General features: G+C 42.7%; 10 protein-coding genes and 4 pseudogenes. 3 read left to right on the top strand and 11 right to left on the bottom strand.

Going from position 1 to position 23,483, the window contains the following annotated elements; genetic code table 11:
- Positions 1 to 88: 88 nt before the first annotated feature.
- The 7 genes and pseudogenes from V7K15_RS28975 to V7K15_RS29005 all read right to left on the bottom strand — a co-directional run bounded on the left by V7K15_RS28975 (position 89) and on the right by V7K15_RS29005 (position 17,271).
- A complete protein-coding gene (locus V7K15_RS28975; protein WP_334911320.1) occupies positions 89 to 3,091 on the bottom strand; it encodes a peptidase domain-containing ABC transporter in 3,003 nt (1,000 codons plus the stop codon).
- A gap of 771 nt (positions 3,092 to 3,862) precedes the next feature.
- On the bottom strand, positions 3,863 to 5,983 hold the full coding sequence (locus V7K15_RS28980; RefSeq protein ID WP_334911321.1) for a beta-propeller fold lactonase family protein: 2,121 nt from the start codon (positions 5,981 to 5,983) through the stop codon (positions 3,863 to 3,865).
- Between the two features lie 587 nt (positions 5,984 to 6,570).
- Positions 6,571 to 9,666, bottom strand: a pseudogene (locus V7K15_RS28985) (esterase-like activity of phytase family protein); the annotation flags it as partial.
- A gap of 927 nt (positions 9,667 to 10,593) precedes the next feature.
- Positions 10,594 to 13,735: pseudogene (locus V7K15_RS28990) on the bottom strand (phytase).
- A gap of 758 nt (positions 13,736 to 14,493) precedes the next feature.
- Positions 14,494 to 15,276, bottom strand: coding sequence for a COP23 domain-containing protein (locus tag V7K15_RS28995; protein ID WP_334911323.1), 783 nt, complete (start codon positions 15,274 to 15,276; stop codon positions 14,494 to 14,496).
- A gap of 231 nt (positions 15,277 to 15,507) precedes the next feature.
- Complete coding sequence (locus tag V7K15_RS29000) at positions 15,508 to 16,254, bottom strand: Uma2 family endonuclease (protein WP_334911325.1); 747 nt, start codon at positions 16,252 to 16,254, stop codon at positions 15,508 to 15,510.
- 444 nt (positions 16,255 to 16,698) lie between these two features.
- Positions 16,699 to 17,271, bottom strand: coding sequence for a pentapeptide repeat-containing protein (locus tag V7K15_RS29005; RefSeq protein ID WP_334911327.1), 573 nt, complete (start codon positions 17,269 to 17,271; stop codon positions 16,699 to 16,701).
- A 188-nt stretch (positions 17,272 to 17,459) separates the two neighbouring features.
- On the opposite strand from V7K15_RS29005, the pseudogene V7K15_RS29010 reads away from it, so the two are divergent.
- A pseudogene (locus V7K15_RS29010) lies at positions 17,460 to 17,777 on the top strand (DNA methyltransferase); the annotation flags it as partial.
- A gap of 261 nt (positions 17,778 to 18,038) precedes the next feature.
- Positions 18,039 to 19,106 (top strand): SGNH/GDSL hydrolase family protein, encoded by a 1,068-nt coding sequence (locus tag V7K15_RS29015; RefSeq protein ID WP_334911329.1) that lies wholly within the window; start codon positions 18,039 to 18,041, stop codon positions 19,104 to 19,106.
- A 187-nt stretch (positions 19,107 to 19,293) separates the two neighbouring features.
- On the opposite strand, the gene larE is transcribed toward V7K15_RS29015, so the two are convergent.
- Positions 19,294 to 20,136 (bottom strand): ATP-dependent sacrificial sulfur transferase LarE, encoded by an 843-nt coding sequence (gene larE / locus V7K15_RS29020; protein ID WP_334911331.1) that lies wholly within the window; start codon positions 20,134 to 20,136, stop codon positions 19,294 to 19,296.
- Between the two features lie 58 nt (positions 20,137 to 20,194).
- Positions 20,195 to 22,018: a hybrid histidine kinase/response regulator HrmK gene (hrmK, locus tag V7K15_RS29025; RefSeq protein ID WP_334911333.1), complete on the bottom strand. Its 1,824-nt coding sequence runs from the start codon at positions 22,016 to 22,018 to the stop codon at positions 20,195 to 20,197.
- A gap of 226 nt (positions 22,019 to 22,244) precedes the next feature.
- Between hrmK and V7K15_RS29030 the strand changes: the two genes are divergently transcribed.
- Positions 22,245 to 23,111, top strand: coding sequence for a branched-chain amino acid ABC transporter permease (locus tag V7K15_RS29030; protein WP_334911335.1), 867 nt, complete (start codon positions 22,245 to 22,247; stop codon positions 23,109 to 23,111).
- A 21-nt stretch (positions 23,112 to 23,132) separates the two neighbouring features.
- Here V7K15_RS29030 and V7K15_RS29035 read toward each other — a convergent pair whose 3' ends face one another.
- On the bottom strand, positions 23,133 to 23,270 hold the full coding sequence (locus V7K15_RS29035; protein ID WP_334911337.1) for a photosystem I protein PsaX: 138 nt from the start codon (positions 23,268 to 23,270) through the stop codon (positions 23,133 to 23,135).
- Positions 23,271 to 23,298: 28 nt separating this feature from the next.
- A pseudogene (locus V7K15_RS29040) lies at positions 23,299 to 23,483 on the bottom strand (hypothetical protein); the annotation flags it as partial.

Raw genomic sequence — 23,483 nt, forward strand, 5'->3', positions numbered from 1 at the left:
ACATTGCCGACTCTACGCTGATTGCTCTATCTATGGAATGTTGATCAAATAGAGAGTTTTCTGATGCCATGCCCCCAGCAATGACTAATTACAAGTTCACATCTTGTTGCTGATACAGGTAAGAATAATGACCTTTAAGAGCCATTAGTTCTTGATGGCTACCTTGTTCTATAACCCTGCTATTATCCATGACGACGATCTTATCTGCATTACTCACGGTGTTCAGTCGGTGGGTAATAAAAAATACTGTCTCACCCTTGAATGCTTTGGCTAAATTCAGACATATTTGCCGTTCTGTGGGATAATCTAATGCGCTGGTTGCTTCATCTAAAACCAATAATTTTGGTCGTTGTAAAACAGAGCGGGCGATCGCAATTCTCTGTCGTTGTCCACCTGAAAGTGCAGAACCTCGTTCTCCCACCCGCGTATTGTAACCGTTGGGCAAGCTCATTACAAACTCGTGGGCGCAAGCAACCTGAGCCGCTTCAATAATTTCTTCGGTTGTCGAATCGGGATTCGTTAGAGCAATATTTTCCTGAACGCTGCCGTCAAATAATAATGTCTCTTGGGGAACTACACCTATCTGCCGTCGCAGTGAATAAAGTTCCACTTTGGCAATATCATAACCATCAATTAAAATTCTGCCGGACTCGGTTTCGTAAAGTCTGAGTAATAACTTCATCATCGTACTTTTACCAGATCCACTTTGTCCGACAATGCCGATAAATTTACCTGGATCAAATTCCAGGTTGACATTAGAAAGTTGCAAAGGGCCACTTGTACCAAACCGGAAGGAAACATTTTCGTATTTCACTGCTCCCTTAATCGTCGGTAAGGGTATATTGTAGCGGTCTGTTTCTCCTTCTTGTGGTGTATCGACAATATCGCCTAAACGCTCAATAGACAAGGCAGTTTCTTGGAAGCTTTGCCAAAGTTGAGCCAAGCGCAATATGGGACTGGTGACGTAACCGGATATAATCCTAAAGGCAATTAATTCTCCTAAAGTTAATTCTCCTTTAAGTACTAAATAAGCTCCTACCCATAAAACTAGTAAGCTGCTGAGTTTGTTGAGGAAGCTGCTAGTAGAGTTGGCAAGAGTAGAAGTCACAACTGTTTTAAAACCAGCGGCGACAAATCGAGCGTAACGTTCTTGCCAGGAAAAGCGCGTTCGCAATTCAATATTTTGCGCTTTTACTGTTTGAATTCCTGACATTACCTCCACTAAATAAGATTGAGTTTCAGCGTTGCGTTCGGCTTTGCCACGTAATTGTCTGCTAATGGTGGGAGAAGCAATTAAGATCACAATGATAAACACCGGAATTGTGCTTAAGCCTACTAAGGTGAGTTGCCAACTGTAAATTAGCATCACACCGATATAAACCACTGAAAATAGAGCATCTAACCCTACTGTTAAAGCGGTACCCGTGAGGAATTGGCGGATATTTTCTAGTTCGTTGATGCGAGTGGAAAGTTCCCCCACCGGTCGGCGTTCAAAATAGCGCAGAGGTAAACGTAGTAAGTGGTCGATGATTTCCGAACCTAAACTCATATCGATCCGGTTAGTGGTATCAACAAATAAGTAGGTTCGTAAGGTAGTCAACACTGCTTCAAATATCCCGACTACTAATAACAAAACCCCCAAAATATGTAGAGTGCCAATACTATTTTGAGTGATAACTTTGTCAATAATTACCTGGACGACCAGAGGATTTGCCAACGCCGCCAACTGCACGAAAAAGGAAGCGACAAAGACTTCTATCAGGACTCGACGGTAGCGTGATAAATAAGGCAGAAACCACCGTAAACCAAAGCGCTCTTGAGGTGTTTCTTTGGTAGGACTGAGCAGTAATACTCTAACTTGGGGCGGAAAGTTGGTTGGATCAACATCTAATTGTTCAATCAATTGAGCGGGTTTACAACGCACAATCCCTTGGGATGGGACACCCACAACCATAGTATTCGCATCCGCCGCATATAAAACGGCAAAACTATCACCATAGCGAATCAATGCCGGTGTCGGAATGCGCGTTACAGAGGCAACTGGTAGCTCTATCAACTGCGCTTTCAGTCCGATTAACTCTGCCAGGTAAGCAGTAACTTGAAACGATATAGTACCCTGACGTTTGACTTGCTCAGTTAAGATGCGGCGAACTACCTCTCGACGAAACGGCATTTCTAGGTGCTTCGCAATCATTTGGAAGCAGGCGAAGGCTGTATTTAGTTCTCCCTTACCACCAAAAAACGGGTATTTGGTTGCTAGGGGACTCTTTGAGGTCTGGGGGGCTGTCTGTGGAACTATTTCGTCTGATGCGTAGGGAATATCTATTTCCTCTGCACTATCTGATTTGGTGTCACTCACCACAAGTTCTATCTGATCAGGGACTTCCAAGATCAAATCTGATGGATGTATACCAAGCAACCGGGCGGGGTTTTGACCGATGACTTGGATATTGTCTCTGTCATCGTGCGCTTCTAGGCGATCGCTAGGTGATAAATTCGTTACTGTCCCACCGCCACTCACAAACCAGACTCTTTCGCTATCTAATTGCTTGAATGAAGTTTTTCCTGGAGGGAGGTAATGTATTTTTGCCTGTGGTAAGGCTTTGTAGGTAAGTTCTCGGAGATTTAAAGTAGCGATCGCTTGCTTTTGCCAATAGGAACTGAGAATATCGAAAACTTCCACCAAATAACTGCGATTCTTGCGAGCATTGGCAAAAGCTGGATATAAAGCCAGAAAGCTAAAATATGCCGATGCATTCAAGGTTAAACATACTACTTCGGTGGAGGCGATCGCTGTTTCACAGGGGACATCGCGCAACAAACCAATTTCGCCGATAATTTCCCCCGGTTGCAGTAATTTTAAAGTGATTGGCATTTGCGTCTGAGGGTCATATCCCAACAAGCGCACTTGTCCCTCATAAATGATCGTGATCCGGTCTGGGAGACTTTCTTTACCGATGATTTTTTGACCTATGCGATAGCGCCAGGCTTGCAGTTGTTCTGATAGATTGGCGATCGCCCCATCTGGTAACTGATCAAACCCTTCTAGAGTGGTGAGAAATTCGGGAAAAGTGTTCTTAACGTAAGTCATATAAAACAAGTCGAAGGAATAAAGTCGAAAATATTAGGAAGTCTCTCTTTTACTAACAGTGCCAGTGTTTGGTTTTATGCTAGCAACGGCAATACTTCTGTGGCATTCAGTGTGGCTAAATATGTAAAAGTACAGAGAGTAGCTTCGTCTAATTGCATACCTGCATTCTGTTCACAGACTTACAACTACTATGCCTTTTTCAAAACTAAAGATAGTGCAAGTTATCACTTAGTTTATACTATCTTAAAATCAATATTTATCATTGCAAGTATGCAATATGGATACTTATCATCAAACCAAGATACAGAAACGCAGTTGTTAAACTTAGCGTTGCATATTTTAATTATTTATGATAATCAACATGAAACTATCACAAATGCTTTCCTAAGTAAATACCCTAATTAAGAATTCTGTAATAAAAAAAACTTTAAATTTCTGAATGATTTTTGACAAATTCTTGAATATAGGGATTGACAGGATCACTGATCGCCAAAGACAGCGAGCTTGCCTTGGTAAACAGTGCCATGCCCAATTTATGAAAGAATTATCCATCACTTAATAAAAATTAACTGGAAAAGTAAAGGTGAAGATTTTTTGATCACCTTAAAGGAGTTAACTACTAAATTTATGAAGGAAACACAATAACTGGCTTCAGTAAATTTACTAGTTTAGTTAATATCAAGTCAATTTCATCGCTATGTATAAAATAACCTTACCCCACAACCAGGATAAGGTTCTCCAATTTTGCTAAGTAATTACCCGAATTTAATATTACGTAGCATTGACACTCAATTTTGTCTGCACAATCACATCGTTGTAATCTTTGTCACCACCATTTTTTAAATCCTCAAAACCAAAGGTGTTATTCCCCAACAGCCGAATGTGATTTACTTTATCTGAGTTAGCACCCAAGAATGCGAAGTAAACATTCTTATTAGCAGTACTATTGAGAATTGCATCCGGTCTTCCATCCACAATAATAAATGGCGCAAACAAAGAATTAGCCCCGAAAGTACCAGTGGAACTTGCTGTACCTTGGTTGTTCACCGTCAAGTCAATGCCTGTAACACGTCCACGCACAGCCGCTTGAGCGTAACCAGCCTGCCCAACGAGAATATCTGCTTTACCATCGCCGTTGGTGTCAATACCACCATTCTCATCAGCCACCTGATAGAAGCCGACAAAGTTATTGTAAGATGCTTCTCTGTTGACTACAAAGTTAGCTTTTACCGATTCTGTCACACTCCGTAAATCAATCAGTTCGCCTTGATTTTTGCCTTGCAAACCTGTACCTAAAGGTACCTCTTGCTGTGTTGCCTGAACATCCACAACCAAGTTCTGGAAGTTGAGAGAAAACCCATCATTTTCAACGTTGTTATTTGTAGATGAGGAAAAAAGGACATTTGAGAAGTTTTTTCCAGACAGCACAGACTGAGTAGTACTGTTGGATACCAGATAGAATCGGAGCTTAGTATCAGAGTCGAATTCTAAGATGTTTGCTAGGTCGGCAGTCTTAAAACCATTGGGCAAATTGGCAAGGGTAGAGAAAATAACCTTGGAGCGCAAAAGAGCCGCTTGGGTATAGCCTTCTGCACCAGGGGCTATGCCGTTAATCTTACCTTGTTCATCGTCAACGGCAAATACGCCCAGTTCATTCACGTCTTTAGAGGTACTGTTTTTAATCTTGATTGAGAGTTTTCCTTTATCACCTTTAACGTTCAGCTTAGTCTTGAGACTAAAGATATCGCCTGTAATTTTTGTCAAGACTGAGACATTGTTAGGGCTATTAAACACCGACACAGCCGAGTCATCATATCCAGCTGCATAGACGAATTTGCTGTCTGGGCTGACAGTGACGGAGTAAGCACCAGCAAGCCCATCAACACCGTCTGTACCATCTTTTTGAACTTTTAGGAAACTTAGCTTGCCTGTTTTTGCATCCCGTGCAAACACTGCCACCGCCGAGTCATTTATTCCATTTGCATAGAGAAATTTACCGTCGGGACTAACAGTGACGGACTCAGCACCAGCAAGCCCATCAACACCGTTAGTGCCATCTTTTTGAACCTCCACAAAACTCAGCTTGCCCGTTTCCGCATTTCGCGTAAATACCGCCACCGCCGAGTCATCATATCCAGCTGCATAGAGGAATTTGCCGTCGGGACTAACAGTGAGGGAGTTGGCACCACCAAGTCCATCGATACCGTTAGTGCCATCTTTTTGAACTTCCACAAAACTCAGCTTGCCTGTTTCCACATTCCGCGCAAACACTCCTACGGCCGAGTCAGTAGTTCCAGCTGCATAGAGGAATTTACCGTCGGGGCTGACTGTGACAGACTCGGCACCACCAAGCCCATCAATACCGTTAGTGCCATCTTTTTGAAATTCTACAAAACTCAGCTTACCTGTTTCCACATTCCGCGCAAACACTCCTACGGCCGAGTCAGTAGTTCCAGCTGCATAGAGGAATTTACCGTCGGGGCTGACTGTGACAGACTCGACACCACCAAGCCCATCGACACCATTAGTGCCATCTTTTTGAACTTCCATAAAACTCAGCTTGCCTGTATCCGCATTTCGCGCAAACACCGCTACTGCTGAGTCAAAATATCCAGATGCATAGAGGAATTTACCGTCAGGGCTGACTGTAACGGAGCTGGCATTAGCAAGCCCATCAACACCGTTTATGCCATCTTGTTGAAATTCCACGAAACTCAGCTTGCCTGTATCCGCATTCCGTGCAAACACTGCCACTGCCGAGTCAAAATATCCAGATGCATAGAGGAATTTACCGTCGGGACTGACTGTAACGGAGTCGGCACCAGCAAGCCCATTAACACCGTCTATGCCATTTTTTTTGAATTCTACAAAATCCAGAATTTTGTCTGTCATAATCTTACCTAGCTATTAATACTTAGTATTTGTTCGCCTAAGATTATGAGATAACATCAACAATTGTCATCAGTAAATTCACTAGGTTAACCTGATATCAAGGAAATTTATCCAAAAGACTTGCCTGCTCTACTTCCTGGCATTTTTTGAATTCCTCAAACTCACGTTTGTCCTGGGAACATGAAGGCAAATGCTGGATTGTGGATTTCTGGATGACGGGTATTTACTTGATTTGGATCTAAAGCGGTTCTCAATTGCATAAAATACAAACCATTCGTAGGGGCACAGCAATGCTATGCCTCTACCGTATATTGCATCCAAACGAAAACCGCTATAAAGATTGTAGTGCTGCGATCGCATCTGTTATATCTTGACAGACTACGCAGTATCAGTAGTTCAAGGCTTTGTGCCCTCCCTATCGGGTATAAGCCAATACGGTTCGGATAAGATTTGATCCCCCCAACCCCCTTAAAAAGGGGGACTAAAATGCCTCATCCTGTCTCTAGCTTCCCTCTCCAATATATCGGAGAGGGATTGAGGGTGAGGTAAGCCAGGGACATAAATTGTATCTTATTTAATTCTTATTCCTAAGCCACGACGCTAGCAGAAAAAACGAAGTCATTTGCACTCAGGCTAGTTGATGTAATTCCTAGCAATGCAGCTAACTCTCTATTTCCAGTTTTCACGATAGTATCACTACCTTGTTGTAATAGTGTTAGGTTACTAAACTGAGTGACGCCAATCCCGCCCAGCCCGATTTTATCAATCCCAACTGTAAAATCAGTCACAATGTTCTTGCTAGCTGGCAAACTGACGTTAGCAATCCAGAATTGGTCAGCACCAGCACCACCACTCAAGCGATTACCGCCCTGTTCACCAGCAAATAGCACATCATCAGCATCGCCACCAAACAGGGAATCATTGACACTGGAGAAGAGTTTGTCATTACCGGAACCACCATAAAGTCGGTTATTGCTACCTTGACTCTTTAGAATGTCGTTACCTGAGCCACCGAAGGACAGTTGACGAGTACCTTCAACTACTGTCAAAGTATCATTACCTGCTGCCCCAAACAAATTATTACTACCATTGGCTTCCACTAAGGTAATAACATCATTACCATTGCCACCATTAGCATTGGTATTTCCAACCGGGCCGTTTTGACCAATAAATATCTGATCGTTATCGTCTCCCCCGGATACTGAAGAGTTACTGCCTACGAGTACAGTGTCATCAACTTTCCCAGTTAGGATTGTGTTACCTTTACTACCCTCTACAAAATCTGCTTCGTCACCTGTGAATAAGGTTTTATCTGGCTGAACAGTAATATCATCGCTGCTAGTGGAACCAAAATTAAATTTTTCAGCTTGGGGCTGACCTAAGCCAGAAGCAAGGTTGAGGGATTTATCCAGCTTCAACAAAATGATTTCGTTGTTGTCTATGACTGGATGCTGAGGATCATTGCCAGGACGGCCTGTTGAGAAGGGATAGTTGTTGTCATTAGCAACCAAAATGGTGTTTTTGTCAACAATTAACACATTTTCAATTGTTTGAAATGGGAAGTCAAAGGTTTTTTTACCGTCCCCATTCAGGTCGTTGGGGTCTTGGATGTTTAACAAGTCTCCAACTTCTTCTTTAGCTACATAGCCTTTAGAATCTATTTTAGAAAGGTCTACTTTGTAGATTTTCTTGAATTTAGCTGAGGCTCCTTGATTGTTATCCCGTTCAATGACTAGATATTCATGATCATTAATAACTGTTAAGTCACCGATCGAATTTGCGGGATTCTCCAGTTTGTAATAACGTAGTTGATTGCTGTATTTGTGGGTGGCTAGATCAAATTCGTTAATCCGTAAAGCACCAGGAGTATCGCCCTGAACAGTCCCCTCTAGCAGTAGGTAAAGCTTAGTTTTGCTGGCGTTGATTGCTCCACCCTCAAAACCTTTGGAACTACCCAAGTTAGCAAAGGCATTTCCTGAAAGAACATCGGAGTTTTGTGGCGATCGCACCAAGTTATACTGGGGATTATCTCTGAGTTTATCCCGTACTTGATCCCCTATATCTGGAAAGTCTGTAAATAACGCATCTACCCCTAGTTCATAGAACTGCTGAATTTCTAGTGCTAGCTTGCCTTTATAATCTGCTGCTAGATATTGATCTTCCGCACGGAAGGTGTAAGGGTGAACCTGCAAACCTGCCTTGTGAGCATCCTGAATTAAGGTAGAGGGAGGTAATGTTGTCTTATCAGCATCATTGACTGCCCCATCCCCATTCACATCATCTGCTTTGCCATCACCATTCGCATCAGTACCTTTGACACTAACAATCATCCGCTTCCAAGGGCCAATGCCATCAGCATAGGTGGCAATTTCTGCCAAACCTTGTGGAGTTCGCAAGTCGCCATAGGTGCGATTATCACCACTCACCTTTAGGTCATAAGGCTGACTTTCGATGATCTTGCCATTAATATCAATGTCACTTGCATCTAGAAGTTGGATCAATGGAATATCCACCCCTGCCGCAGGCATAATGCTATTACGCAGTTGTTTGAGGTTAGATACTTCAAAGGATTCGATGAAAATGCGGCTCGGATCAGTGAAGTTATTTGCCTTGAGCGTATCGATTAGTAACTGACTGATGTTTCGGTTTATTTTGTCTGTGGTGCCTACATAAGTAGCTTCTTGGGTAAAATAGGTCGGATGCTTAGTTTCCGGGTAGATGCCAATCTTTTTACCTGTTGTGGCTTCTACGTGCTTAACCAGATCGATGATTTCCGTGAGAGTAGGAATCTGAAATTGATCATCGAAGGAGTGGTCTCGGAAAGGTAAACGCTCTTCTGCGCGTAAAGTCTTGATTTCAGCTAAGGTAAAGTCTTCAGCAAACCAACCTGTAATTGTGCTTCCATCTAAACTTACTGTTTTTTTGCGATCGGCAAACTCTGGATGTTTGTAAACATCTGTGGTTGTGTTGTTGAAATTGACTGTACCATCAGCGTTCAAAACTGCTAAAGCCGGCTCATGACGAGCAATTAACACACCATCTTTCGTCACTACTAAGTCAGGCTCAATAAAGTCAGCACCGCGCTCAATTGCCTGTTTATAAGACTCTAAGGTATGCTCTGGACGATAGCCACTTGCACCTCTATGACCAATAACTTTAGGTACTTGTCCATCTAGAGTCTTGAAGTGGTCAGGTGTAGGAATGGGAGCCTCTAACAACTTACCAGTGGCATCAAAATGCAGCAGATAGGGACCGAACTCTTCTCCAACCCAGATTGAACCGTCTTTATCAAAGACAAAAGATTCAACATCAAAGTCTGCACCAGTTAGTAATCTGTCATTAGTTCCTTTATTAACTATTTCAAAAGGAACTTTATTGTTAGGGTCAGATAGTTGAATGTAATCTAAAACTTTTACAGTGCCATCCCCATTTCCTGTTCCCTTGAAACTTGGAGCTAGACGATTTATCCGCAGTAAAAAGTCTTGACTATTATCTTTGCTACCGTAACCATTGTCTGACAGAAAGTAAAAAGAGTTATTGGGAGCAAACTGTACACCACTGAAGCCTTGAATTGGCTGTCCTGGGAAAGGGCCAGTTCTGCCATTGGCTGAAACGTCCTTACCAGAAGCTGAACCATCACTAAAGGTATCAGCAGGTAAAGAGGCAAAGCCTACTAACTTAATTGCCATAATTAGAATGTTTATTGGGTATTTGGATTTAACAAGATCGCCAGCTGTTCAAGTTCTCCCATTGCATTCCTTCTGGGAAAAATTAATCATTTTCTCAGGCTATAAACCGGAATTATGGGTAAATTTCAGAATTACAAAAATATCGTTTGGACAAGTCCGTTAAGTCCGATTCACCGATTAACACCGAGAATACATTTACAAAAAACATATTTTCTGATATTTACCGAAAGCTTGAGAAATGATCATGGGATGGCAACTACTAATCTCTATTAGCGAGTAATAAGTGTGTAGCACTTAGATTACAAATTTAAATCTGTCGATAGTAGTTATGAGAGAACTTAGCTAGCAATAAAGATATTTTCATGAAAAGATTAAGAAAAGAATAAGTTAAACAGAAGAAATAATTAAAATCCAATTACGCACAAAATCATATTTTATAAAAAAACAATAAATTAAATATTTTTACTTTTGTTACCGAACTATTTTTGATAATCCTGAAGAGATAAAACTAGTACTTACGCGCTGTACAAATTCATCATGATGTGCGTTAACAAAAATAGGTTGTTTCAGGCTTTTCTTAATTATCCTTTGGTCGTAAATAGACAATGCTGTAAGGGTTTAGCAATGCTAAACCCCCACGAAAGATGTGGTTTTTCACCTGATACCTATTTGGTATTTATTGTCAATGCGTAAGTCCTGAAAACTTGATTTTTCAGTTTGAATTGACTAGCGATGCTGCTGCCTCTGGTCAAGAAAGAGGAAGCGGAGCCTCCCAAGATGGATTCCCAGCCTGGAGGCTCTTAACCAGTCAACGTGGATTAAATAAAATGAAAAACTTCATCCTGTCTCTAGCTTCCCTCTCCAATATATCGGAGAGGGATTGAGGGTGAGGTAAGCCTGTATCTTATTTAATTCTTATTCCTAAGCCACGACGCTAACAGAGAAAACGAAGTCATTTGCACTCAGGCTAGTTGAGGTAATTCCTAGCAATGAAACCAACTCTGTATTTCCGGTTTTTACGGTAGTGGTACTACCCTCTTGTAACAGTGTTAGCCCACTAAATTGAGTGACGCCAACACCGCCCAGCCCGATTTTATCAATCCCAACTGTAAAATCAGTAATAATGTTCTTGCTAGCTGGCAGACTGCCGTTAGCAATCCAAAATTGGTCAGCACCAGTACCACCACTCAGGCGATCGCGCAGCCCTCCGTAGCGATCGCGACCCTGTTGACCGGCAAATAGCAGATCATTACCATCGCCACCGAATAGCGAATCATTAGCATTAGAGAAGAGTTTGTCATCTCCAGAACCACCGTAGAGACGGTTATTGCTACCGCCACTAGTGAGGATATCATTGCCTGAACCACCGAATAATGATTGACGAGAACCTTCAATTACTGTAAGACTATCATTACCTGCCGCCCCAAACAAATTATTGCTCCCACTAGCTTCCACCACGGTAATAACATCATTACCATTGCCACCATCAGCACTAGTATTTTGAGCCGGGCCGTTTTGACCAATAAATATCTGATCGTTACCGTCATTCCCGGATACTGAAAAGTCACTGCCTGCAAGCACTGTGTCATCACCGTTTCCAGCCAGGATTGTGTTACCTCTTAGTAGCCTCTATAAAGTCTGCTCCGTCACCGCCAGAAAAGAATTTTCCTGGTTGAAGATTCACAGTATTGCTGTTGCTAGAACCAAAAACCGTTAGGTTAATCCGGGGAACAGGATTGCGAGGATCGTAACCACTGGGGTCGATATGTAGAGAATTGGGCAAGGCATTGGCTATATTCTCCCAAGGCACTAGCTTAAAGTTAGAGTTGACATTTCGCCATCTATTGTTTTGGCAGGTTGATTGGAACCATCTTGGGTGACAAATAAACCAAATGGGAAGTTAGGCCCCAGTGGCACGTTAATTACATCTGCACCGTCTGACTCTTGTACACTGTCAATTGACCCATTGTTGCCAATGGCAAAGTTACCCACGTATTTGTTGTTACCTTCACGAGTGTAGGCAACAAAGGTGCTATCGCCTTGGCTGGATGCTAGCAGGTAGCCTGTGCCGTTTTTGCCGTAATAAATAGTCAATCCTTCTGCGTCATCGGTGAGGTGAGAACCACCTTCAAAACGGACGCGATCAATCAATTTGCCTGTTGTACCACCGTCCGGTTCTGCCTGGAATTTCCAGATGCCTACATCTTCTTGGGCTATGTAGAGAAAGCCGGTTTCTTGGTCAACTACCATACCCTCTGTTTGGGGAGAAGGGCCTTCTTTTGTGGGTGAGGGGATGGTAAATTCCCGTACCAGTTCAGTCCCAATTTTGCCATTACCTTTGTCTACCAGTTTGAACTGAGCTATATCTCCAGTTTCCCGGCGACTGGTAAAGACATAGTAATCATTGGTTACGGGGCTACGGTAGAGGGTAACTCCGTAAGAACTGCGAGTTGATGCAGAATAGGGAGGTTGAAAAGGTGATGCTTGGAAGATAGTACCAATATTGTTATCGGTGATATTTTCCAGGTATTGACCGGGGGTGGAGGGGTTGGGGTTAATTTTGAAGATTGCTAGTTTATCATTGCCGCGATCGCTAGCTACGGCAATATCTATTGATTGATTACCTAATTTAAAACCGTATTGCAGATCAATATTGTTGTAGCGAATCCCACCAGGATTAACTGTCTGCAACAAATTACCAGACAGGTCATAAACCCGCAGTCCAGCATTTTTAACTGAGGTCAATACTAGGCTATCGGCAGCATTTGTGGCATTAACATAAATGGCAGGATCATCAGCATCTGCACGTTGAGATGTGGGAAGTGCCGGATCATCAAATAAATCGGGACGGGTTTCTACTGTGGGTGCAGCAGTAGGAACCAAATCTGCACCCAAAGTCAGGATTTGGGTATATTGGGTACTACCAAAGTTGTTGTCACTCACCAGCACAATGGATTGACGACCATCTGCTAGTTTCGGTCCGAAGGTAATACCCTCAATGTTATCGACTCCAGTGGGGTGATTGGCATCAGTCGGCAGATTTAGGTCATTTAAATTCAACAGCAGACGTTTTTGAGCAGGTTTGATTGCTGCTAGTTGTGCAGCACTCAAACTGCTGAGTGAGTTTATGGTGCTAATGTCTGTTGCACCTTGTAGAGAAACTTCGTAGATTTTGATGGTGTTGCCTACACCCGCAGAAAAAGAGCGTTCCAACGCTAGGAAGGTTCCCCGGTTATCGATCGCCAGTAAATCTGCTAAACCATTGTTACTTGAGCCTGTCTTAGGGTTGGGCGCTTGAGCAATTGCATCAGTAATATAGAGATATTCCTTTTCTGGCTTTCCTGTAACCAGATTGTATTGCAGAATCCGGGAACGGCTACCACTGGTGAGTGAAGCGATTAATCCATCTTGGGATAGCGCGTTTTCAGTAGCGGTGAATAGGGTTTTTTGGTCAGGTGTAATCGTGAGGCTTTCAAATGCTAAGTTGTTATAAACGCCTGATGTCTGCGTATCACCTGCATCGATCGCACCATTGCCGTTGGTATCCTGTACCACTGGTAGAAACTTTGTGGGAAGGAGTAATGATCGCACTTCTTGCCCTGTTTTCAAGGAAAATTCTTTAATAAAGGGATTGGTAACGCGACCTGCACCCGGATTAACTTCGCCCTCTGAAGAGATGAAGACTGTGCCATTCTTAGTTAAAGCAATGCCTTCTGGGTCAAGGCTATTGAGTGTAAAGAAGTTACCCTTGGTATCTTTCAAGGGTGTGACATTGGTAAAAGTCACTCCCGTATCCGCAGTGAAGGTATAAAAGCGGGCAGGGGCAACTTGAGAGCGATCATCTGAGATCGCATAGTAGCGGTTATTGGCAGCATCATATGTGACACCAGAAAGTCCACCCAATGGAGTCTGTACGCGATTCACTGTTCCCGCAGATAAGGGAGCGCAGGCGCACCGGCCGCACCGATAGGACACCCAATGGAGTCTGTACGCGATTCACTGTTCCCGCAGCGCCAGAGGGAATAAAGCCAGTAACGAAGGTAGTTTGTGCCTGTAATCCCACATTAGGAATAGTTTTTCCTGCTTGATCGCTGCGATTTAAAGAAGCATTGAATTGGCAAAAGCGCATTGTATTAGTAGTTACCATAAGTTAGTTATGCGGTAGATTCAGAGTGGGTAAAGATCAGAGGATTTAGCTATAACTCCCAATTTTTTCGGTATCGATCATTAGTCGTAAACGATTTAGTACTGCTGAGAAACGAACAGTATCAGAAGTCTGAGGGCTATTCAAAATCGGAAGTGGGAAAAATTTGGAGTGTAAATGCCATTTTTGTTGCCAGTAAAAGACCCTTAACTGCAAAGCGTATCTTTGCAATTAGAGCGTAGGCATAGCCCGCACTTTGACTTGGCTCAGTGACCACCGCAGGCATCGCTACACCAAGATCTCCGGTAAACACAATATCAAATATGCCTTCTAAACTGATGTTCCTAGAGGTTGTCAGAAGACAGTTACATAACTTTTTAGTATTAGTTCTTAATTGGGCATTCTCAAACTATCCCACCTAGATTAAGAAACAGCTATCAAAAAGGTTAAAACAACAAATCTAATTCCTAATTCTGAAAGTTAGCATAACCCGATGGTGGGTACTGCACAAGCATCAAATCAAGATGTTCAGCATCCGTAAATATTGCCCACCCTGCAAAAATAGCTTTATTGAGATTGGTGTAAAATCTTACTCCAATAAAAATTAGGGTAAGCTGTTTGCCCACCCTATAATTCTTCTTAACTGAACTGTTTTATATCGAGTAATGAAGTATCAATTAGCGGAACTTACCAGGATTTAGACGAGCATTGTTAGGCTGAGACTGACGACCAATTGCTACTCCACTCCGCAAATTGTTTCCAGTACCGCCATCTTTGCGATCGAGGAAAGGTTTCAGATTAATTCCATCTCTAGATGAAGTAACCCGATTATTGCCACTGCCCAGAAGTGTGCGTCCTAAATTATATAATTCGTTGCCTCCACTACTGCGATCGCCATAAGTGTTAACGGCTATAGTCTGTTGTCCACTGTCAGCAGTAGTCAAGTTTTGGAAAACGCTATTGCGGATAACATAAGGATCTTTCCCACGCGGTACTGTCAGCACAATTCTACAGGTTGGGTTAGCTTCAGTTGTGACGCAGACAATATTTTCGTTATTTTCAACAGCTGTCTGGAGTTCTTGTAAGCCATCTGGACGATAAAGTTCTAAACGACTGGCAATTGCTGCACAACGCCTTTGTGCGTCCCAACCACCACCCAAAGCCGCAGGTGCCGCCCAAGGAAAGAATTGTCCTGATTGACTTTGTGGCTGATACATGACAGTATACTGACCATTGTAATTCTGACAGCTAAACCGAGTTGTACCGTCAGCCGAGGTTGAAGGTGGTATGCCTGTTGATGTGTCTATTGGGACTGGTCTTGATGTACCACCTGATGGTAGTGTTGGTACTACTACACCTTCGCCACTAGAATCATATTGCGCCATTGCTGCGGAATTGCCCAGACACAAAGATAAGCCAAGACCGCCCAAAGATATAAATCGCAGCAGTTGTGATGACATAAATCATCCTCCAGTAGAAATAGGTCGGGAATTGATAGTTTAAATGACGAATAATTTTGTTTTTTGATTCATCAAAAACGCTATTTTTTTCCTCTCTTGCTTTTTTCTGCTCGATTAGCTTTTTCACCCATGCTGGAATTTTTGCATGACGCGCCACTCCTGCATAGGCAACCCAGCAATTCTTTGCTTAAACTTAGTCACAGAAATACTTGAAAATTTTGTCTATATATGCTATGGCAAATTATTTGGATCAATACCTTGAGATTGTAAATAGGCAATTAGCCGTTCTTTTTGCTGACGTTCTTGTTCGGCGCGTTGACGTTCCTGTTCAATTTGTTCCACTGCCCAAAGTAACAAATTACCTGCCTCATCCCACCAGCGCAACCAGTAACCAGTACGGGCTTCTTTTATTCCTTGCCAAGTTCCCAGAAATAAACCCATTGAATCAATCCAATGACGGCCATTTTCATCAGGTTGCTTTAACTCGTAGCGGCTGTTTTCGAGTTGGTAAAATTCTAACAAACCGCCATTTGGGTCAAAAATCAGGTAAATTGGGACTTGAAGAATCTGCTCATAAAAAAACCATTTTCCTGGTGGATAGGTTCGCTTAAAAGAATATTCTCCACCTTCAGTCTCAGATATAAATTCCATCACAATTGCCGGAATATCACCCTCTAAATTGGGTGTATAGTTTTTGCGTTCTGCCAAAACCTGATTTACCGATCGCACATAAACCCAGTCGGGTGCTTTAGCCACAAATTGCCCATTTATGGTCGCACAAAGTCCAAAATTCGAGGCGATCAACATCTGCGGTTGGATGAAACCACTGATCTCAAGGCTTTCGCGCAAAGCACCAGCTAATAGTGGCTGACCTGTATTTTCCACTGGTTCATCCTCTAGGTAAAAATCTGCCGGCAATGCTTCCCAAGATATTACCAGTTCTGTTGAAGATTTAGCTTTAGTGAGTTGGGTTGCCATAAACACCCCCTTTGATTGATTTGTCTTTATTTTATAGTTAACCAGTGGCTTATTGTCAGCCGATGCCTGCGGCGGTCACTGAGCCAAGTCGTACCACTTCTCTACGAGACGCTCCGCGTAGCTTGTCCTCCGCAGGAGTACGTGGAAGCAAGCTACGCAATTGCTTTGCATCAAAGCGTAATACATTGGTGCAAGCTAGCCTTGTTTCTGCTGTTGTTTGAGCGATGACAAAATCATCAATAATTGAGGCGGATATTGATGATGCAGAAAGATTTGTATAGTTAATTATGGTTGTGAATTATTTTAGAAATTTGTGCTGAGATATTGGTCATCAATATTGGTTTACCCTGCGGGAAGCAAGCTACGTTCCTCAACCCAACCTACTAGCGATCGCAAACTCGTACAACTAAACTCTTAGCATCTTTAGATGAGTTTGAGCCAAATCTAGCTGCTCTGCAAACTACCATCTGGCATAATGGTGTCTTTGAGAATAGCCTCCGGGAAGTAAGCGTTTCTAGCATTCCTGAAATTAACAGTGGTCAAATCAACTTCACCAAAGTGAGCGTTAGTCAAAGTAGCTTTGATGAAGCTAGCACTAGTGAGATTAGCACTAGTGAACGTAGCTTCAGTGGCAATCACTCTATCCAGTTTGGCTCCACTCAAATTAGCACGAATAAAAGTAGCGCGGAAGATATCTGCTCCACTCAGGTTTGCCCCACTCAGGTTGCTACCTGTGAACCAGAAAACGCTCAAATCCAGCTTCGACAAGTTGGCATGGCAGAGAATCAAGCCTTGGGAGTACATCCGAATGGCTCTCAAGTTGGAACATCGGAAGTCCACCCTGCTCAAATTAGTTCCACGCAAACACCCTTCCCTATTGCCAGACTCATCGACCTTAACCTCTCCGCTCTCATACCGCTCGTACTCATCGAAGATCAAGTGGATCTTTCTAAAATCCCGCTCGCCAACAGCATAACGTTGCAGCAGTTCTTCAACCGTAATTGTCTCCCTTTCCATACCTCTGGTCTACCTTATTTGACCCCACCTTTAACATCAACTTCCAAATCCAAGACCTTCCCACCAGAAAAATAGCCGAAGCCACCGCTCCGACTTCTGTCTGCCTTAAAAAAATAACTTTAAAATTAAATACTTTGACAATACTAAAACAAGTTATAACTATAAAAAACGAGATAATTTTATAACTCTTGCAAGAAGAACCAATAACGCCACCAAAAGAAATAATTTTTAATCCCTATTATACCCAGCAGAACGGATCAGCATATTTAGGTGATAGCCTTAAACTTATTAAATTCATTAATGATAATAGTATTAATTTAATTATCATCTCACCTCCATTTGCTCTGACACGAAAAAAAGAATACGGTAATGAAACTGCTGAAAAATATATTGAGTGGTTTCTACCTTTTGCCGATGAATTTAAAAGCGTACTGGGAGATAATGGCCTATTGGTACTAGATTTAGCTGGCACTTACTTACTTGGTAATCCTGTGCGGAGTATCTACTAATACGAATGAGTTATCAAAAGTGGTGGCTGATGAAAACAGTGCTTTCAGTAGAAATATCCTCAAAAAGAAGATTTGTATACCACGGATAAAGCCGTACTTTAAAGAGATCGTAAAATGTCAAATATAATATCGTAAACACGCTTTACAGAGCTACACAGTATAAATAAGAATAATAACTTAACCGAAGTAAAATTTTCCTGAATACAGGCAAGTAATGCTGTCATAGGGAAAAGCAGTGAGTAGAGGAGAGACAAAGCGATGAAGGACCCTTATCTGTTGGCAGCAGGTTTGTTAACAGGATTGGCAATACCCGCATCGGCTCTTCCACATCTGTCGATTGTCCTGCCAGAAAATTCTAGATTCCTATGGAACTTAAAACAGGGTTCGCAGACAATAGTCAGTACAAAAATTATCAAGAGTGTTGATATCTCCTTCCCAGAACTCAGCGGCCAAGTATTGCAACCCCTAAAAAGTTTGCAGCCAACAGTAGGTGAGAAGAATATCAAGAGCGTTGATATCTCTTTAGCAGAACCCGGCAGTCAGGGATTACCAGCCCCAACAGAGTCACTACTCAACTCTAGCGGCCAACCACCTGGTTTCTCACTGACATCTGGCAATGAACTTTACTACCAAAGATTGGCGGCTCTGAAAACAGGTCAGATTTATACACGCGTAGATAATGGTAATTTGCAATCTTTGTGGGAGTCGATCAAGAAACGTCAACTAACTTATGATGACTGGAAAAGTTTATTAGCTTTAGAAGCGAGAGCGATCGCTCAAGGTCAAGGTGCAAATCATCTAAGTATCTTAGTTGGTGATTCTTTGAGTATGTGGTTTCCTAGAGAAAAACTGCCTACTGGTCAATTGTGGCTAAATCAAGGCATATCTGGAGATACTTCCAGTGGTGTTTTAAAAAGGTTGGGGGCCTTTTCGGCAACCCGGCCGAATGTGATTTACATCATGGCTGGGATTAACGACTTACGCAAAGGCGCTAGTGATGAAACAATTTTGCGTAATTATCGCCGAATTATCCACCGCTTACGGCAAACTCACCCACGCGCTCAAATCATTGTCGAATCAATTTTGCCTACTCGCCTACCAAAAGTTTCCAATAGCCGCATTCGTCACATCAACATCCAACTAACTGTGATTGCTAAACAAGAAGGCGCTAATTATCTAAATATTTATAGCTGGTTTACGGATATGGAAGGCAATTTGCGCCCAGAGTTGACTACAGATGGGTTACATCTGTCTCAAGAGGGATATGATGTGTGGCGCTCGGCACTACAGCAGATAGAATACAAGCTGACTCAGCGTGAGAATTGAGCCGGAGCATCTCAATGAGTGTACAAAGCCTTGCAAAACCTCACCCCAACCCTCTCCTTGGTAAGGAGAGGGAGCAAGAATCTTGTTTCTCATCTGGTATATTTTCAAAACTTAATTACGAATTACGAATTACGTTAGCGTAACGTTAGCGAGTATTCGTTCGCGCAGCGTCTCCTAGAGAGCGTCATTACGAATTACGAATTATTTGAACGCCCAAGGCTTCCTGATTCAAAACCTGATTCAACTTCCCACTGCGATAACCTTCCAAATCTAAGGTTACGTAGATAAATCCCAAATCTTGAAATGCGGAAATTAATATTTGTAAATCGGTAGTCAACACAAACTCTTTAATTTGTTCTGATGGTAATTCAATGCGTGCTGTATCCCCTTGCGATCGCACGCGCAAATTCTCCCAACCTAGTTTTCGCAGATAAATTTCTCCTCTGCCGACTCGTTGCAACTTAGCGACAGTAATCTCTTCCCCATAAGGAAAACGGGAACTGAGGCAAGGTTGAGCAGGTTTATCCCACCAAGCTAAACCGAGTTGTTGCGAAAGTTGGCGGACTTCTAATTTGGTGACACCGATTTCTGCTAAAGGCGATCGCGCCCCTCTTTCTTTCGCCGCCTGAATTCCTGGGCGATAATCATGCAAATCATCGGCATTCACCCCATCCACAACATAGGGATAACCCAACTCTAAAGCTAAAGGTTTGAGAGTGTCGTGCAACTCACTTTTGCAAAAATAACAGCGATTAACAGGGTTAGAGGTGTAGTTGGGATTTTCCATCTCGTGAGTCTGGACGATTTTATGAGGAATCCCAATCGTTGCAGCTTGAATTTTGGCGTCTTCCAACTCTTCTGGTAACAGCGAAGGAGAAACAGCCGTGACAGCCAAAGCGCGATCGCCCAACACATCAAAAGCAATTTTGGCAACCAAAGTGCTATCAACGCCCCCAGAGTAGGCAATCAACGCCTGCTCCATTTCTCTAAATAAGCCTATTAATTGCTCAAATTTTTCTGTCAACATCATTTCCCAATCCTGCCAAAACCCTATAGCACCTAGCAATTTCTATTGTAATCATTTCCCCCTACTCCCTTGTTTCCCCCATTATTGATGGTTTGCTGTACTTCGCCACCAGACTGGCTAAAAGTGTTGAATCAATCGGTTTAGAAATATAGTCATTTACTCCAGTTGCTAGACAAATTTCGCGATCGCCTTTCATCGCCATTGCTGTTTGGATAATTATCGGAATCTTCCCATATTGCTGATTTTCTCGCAGTTGTTGCACCAAGTTAAGACCATTTCCATCTGCCAGGTAGACATCCATTAAAATCAACGCTGGATCTAATTGTGTTAGAGTTTGCCACATCTCAGTAGCATTCTTGGCCCAAGTCACCTGATATCCCAATTCACGTAGATAAATTTGCATCAAATGAGCGTTGGGGAAGTCATTTTCTACCAGCAAAATATCTACACAAGAACTAGGGGTAAAAGGCAGAACAGATGAGGAAAATTTTGCTTTCCCTACTTCCTCATCTCCTCCCACTCCCGCATCTTGCTTAAGGGGAAGTACGAGGGTAAAACGGCAGCCGTGATCTACTTCCGATTCCAAAGTCACAGAACCACCGTGAATTTGGGCGAGTTTCCGAGTCACTGCTAAACCCAAACCAGTACCTTCAACACCAGCTATAGCCTTGGGGATTTGGAAATAGGGTTGAAACAATTGAGCTTGGTCTTCTTCGGAAATGCCAGTGCCAGTATCCCAAACTGTAAAATGCACAAATACACCTTTGGGGGCAACCTCTAAGCCAACACTTCCTTTACTGGTAAACTTTAGGGCGTTGAAGAGTAAATTCAACAGCATTTGCTTGAGTCGTAAGGGATCGGCTACTAGGGTTGTAATATCAGGGTCAATTTTTAGGTACAGTTTCAAACCCTTATTAACAGCTTTCTCTCTCACCAGCATCAAAACATTCTTACACAACAGTTCCACCTCTACTGTTTCCCAGTGTACGTCCAGCTGATTTGCTTCAATTTTAGAGAGATCCAAAATATCATTAATTAAAGCTAGCAAGTGCTTGCCGCTAGATTGAATGATATTTAAATACTCTTGCTGGCGTTCTCTAGTTAGTTCGTACCCTGGCGTTAAAAGCAGGTCGCTAGACAGGATTATAGAACTAAGCGGTGTGCGAATTTCGTGACTGGTATTTGCTAGAAACTGATTTTTCAGTTGATTGGTGTACTCTAATTCTTGATTAGAGCTAGTTAACTGTTCATTTCGTTGCTGCGAAGATAGGATGTGGCTAAGTTGTAGCAAGGCTGTCGTACACTGCTTGGCAGACCTTGCCATCAATTCTGATCTGAGTTGAGCCTGTGATTCTATGAGCGACTCCCGATCAGAGTTCAGGGGCGCTGCGGCGATAATTAACCAGCCCATGATACTGCCAGAATCATCAGCTAACGGCCAAGCGCCTGGTGGTTGTTGATTCTCAAGGTGTTGTAAATCTTCGACTTCTATAACCTCTTGCAATCTCAACAGCAGCTTTTTTTCTGCTGTCAGCACTTTTAGAAATGAGTTTGCGGATGGAGAACGACAAACATAGCAAACTGTGGCCACAGTTTCTTGTGGTTGAAACAGAGCGATGCCTACGGTACAATCTGTCAGTGCCAGATTACTCCTGTGAACAGCACTGTTAATCTCGTTAACCACAGTTTGGAAAACTTCCGCTTGTGCGGCTTCTGCCTGTGGGACAGTGTTACAAACAGAAAGCAGGCAATTAAGGCGACTTTGCAACTGGTTCAAGCTGCTCTCTAGCCACAGCTCTGTGCGAAGTTGCTGAATTGTTGTCAAAACTTTTGGTGTTGCATCTGTCTGTGAGTTCTGGTCTGGTAAGCTTGAATACTGTTGCATGATCAACTAGACCGGTGAACAAGTTTAGCTTCACATAAAAATCCGAACAGGATTCTATGTATATTAGCGGACAATGATTTATTTATTTATAACTCATAATTTTTATTTCTAAAGCATAATTTATGTTGTTATAAACCATAACTTATGATGTCAAGTTTAGCAGCTAGACCAAAAAAATTATTATATGAACCACTAACCTAAAATTTTTTAAAGCAACTTAAGATTTATGGATACCCAATTCGCCCAACTAATCGTTAATGGGATTGCAGTGGGGAGCATTATTGCTCTAGCCGCAGTCGGACTCACTCTTACCTATGGAATTTTACGGCTATCTAACTTTGCTCATGGTGACTTTTTAACTTTAGGAGCCTATCTGACGTGGCTGATAAACTCTATTGGAGTCAATATTTGGCTGTCGATGATCCTGGCGACGGCGGGAACAGTAGCAGCAATGCTGTTATCAGAAAAGTTACTCTGGTCAAAAATGCGCTCTATCCGTGCTACTTCCACGACGCTGATTATTATTTCTATCGGACTTGCCTTATTTCTCCGCAATGGGATTATTTTTATCTGGGGTGGCAAGAACCAAAATTATAATTTACCTGTTAGTCCAGCTTTAGATATTTTGGGTTTAAAGGTGCCGCAAAATCAATTATTAGTATTAGGGCTGGCGGTGCTAGCAATTTTGGCGCTGCATTACCTGCTGCAAAATACCAAAATTGGTAAGGCGATGCGAGCAGTTGCTGACGATCTGGACTTAGCCAGAATTTCCGGTATCAATGTTGATCGAGTAATTTTCTGGACTTGGCTAATCGCTGGCACTCTTACGTCATTGGGCGGCAGTATGTATGGGTTACTTACAGCCGTCCGCCCGAATATGGGATGGTTCTTAATTTTACCATTATTTGCCTCAGTAATACTTGGTGGGATTGGCAACCCCTACGGTGCGATCGCGGCGGCTTTTATTATTGGCATCGTCCAAGAAATTAGCACCCCTTGGCTGGGTTCACAGTATAAACAAGGTGTAGCACTGTTGATCATGATTTTGGTGCTGCTCATTCGTCCCAAAGGTTTATTCAAAGGGACGATTTGAGCAGCACCACTCCACTTCTAATTATTGAATAATGTGGAAGTAGTAGGCTGCTACCAGGAAGTTAATAGCCAACAATAACAGTGCCCAGCCTGTGCGAAAGGCGTAGGGAGGTTTAGCTCCACTGTCGGCAACTGGGGAATTATTCGTTTTACTAGTCATAATGCGATTCTCCTAATGTTCAGACTTTTTAAGAAATACCAAACTGGCGTACCAAATACCCAAATTCTTTAAGAATGTTTGTGTGAACTTGGGAATTGGGCATTGGGCATTGAGCATGGGGCATTGGGCATTGGGCATTGGGCATTGGGCATTGGGCATTGGGCATTGGGCATTGGGCATTGGGCATTGGGCATTGGGCATTGGGCATTGGGC

It is taken from the genome of Nostoc sp. (assembly GCF_036919815.1).
Classification (GTDB): domain Bacteria; phylum Cyanobacteriota; class Cyanobacteriia; order Cyanobacteriales; family Nostocaceae; genus Nostoc.

Coding starts and splice junctions, on each gene's coding strand:
- hrmK (WP_334911333.1), bottom strand. CDS start 22,018: ATGCAACAGTATTCAAGCTTACCAGACCAGAACTCACAGACAGATGCA.
- V7K15_RS28980 (WP_334911321.1), bottom strand. CDS start 5,983: ATGACAGACAAAATTCTGGATTTTGTAGAATTCAAAAAAAATGGCATA.
- V7K15_RS29000 (WP_334911325.1), bottom strand. CDS start 16,254: ATGGCAACCCAACTCACTAAAGCTAAATCTTCAACAGAACTGGTAATA.
- larE (WP_334911331.1), bottom strand. CDS start 20,136: ATGATGTTGACAGAAAAATTTGAGCAATTAATAGGCTTATTTAGAGAA.
- V7K15_RS28995 (WP_334911323.1), bottom strand. CDS start 15,276: ATGTCATCACAACTGCTGCGATTTATATCTTTGGGCGGTCTTGGCTTA.
- V7K15_RS29030 (WP_334911335.1), top strand. CDS start 22,245: ATGGATACCCAATTCGCCCAACTAATCGTTAATGGGATTGCAGTGGGG.
- V7K15_RS29015 (WP_334911329.1), top strand. CDS start 18,039: ATGAAGGACCCTTATCTGTTGGCAGCAGGTTTGTTAACAGGATTGGCA.
- V7K15_RS28975 (WP_334911320.1), bottom strand. CDS start 3,091: ATGACTTACGTTAAGAACACTTTTCCCGAATTTCTCACCACTCTAGAA.
- V7K15_RS29035 (WP_334911337.1), bottom strand. CDS start 23,270: ATGACTAGTAAAACGAATAATTCCCCAGTTGCCGACAGTGGAGCTAAA.
- V7K15_RS29005 (WP_334911327.1), bottom strand. CDS start 17,271: ATGGAAAGGGAGACAATTACGGTTGAAGAACTGCTGCAACGTTATGCT.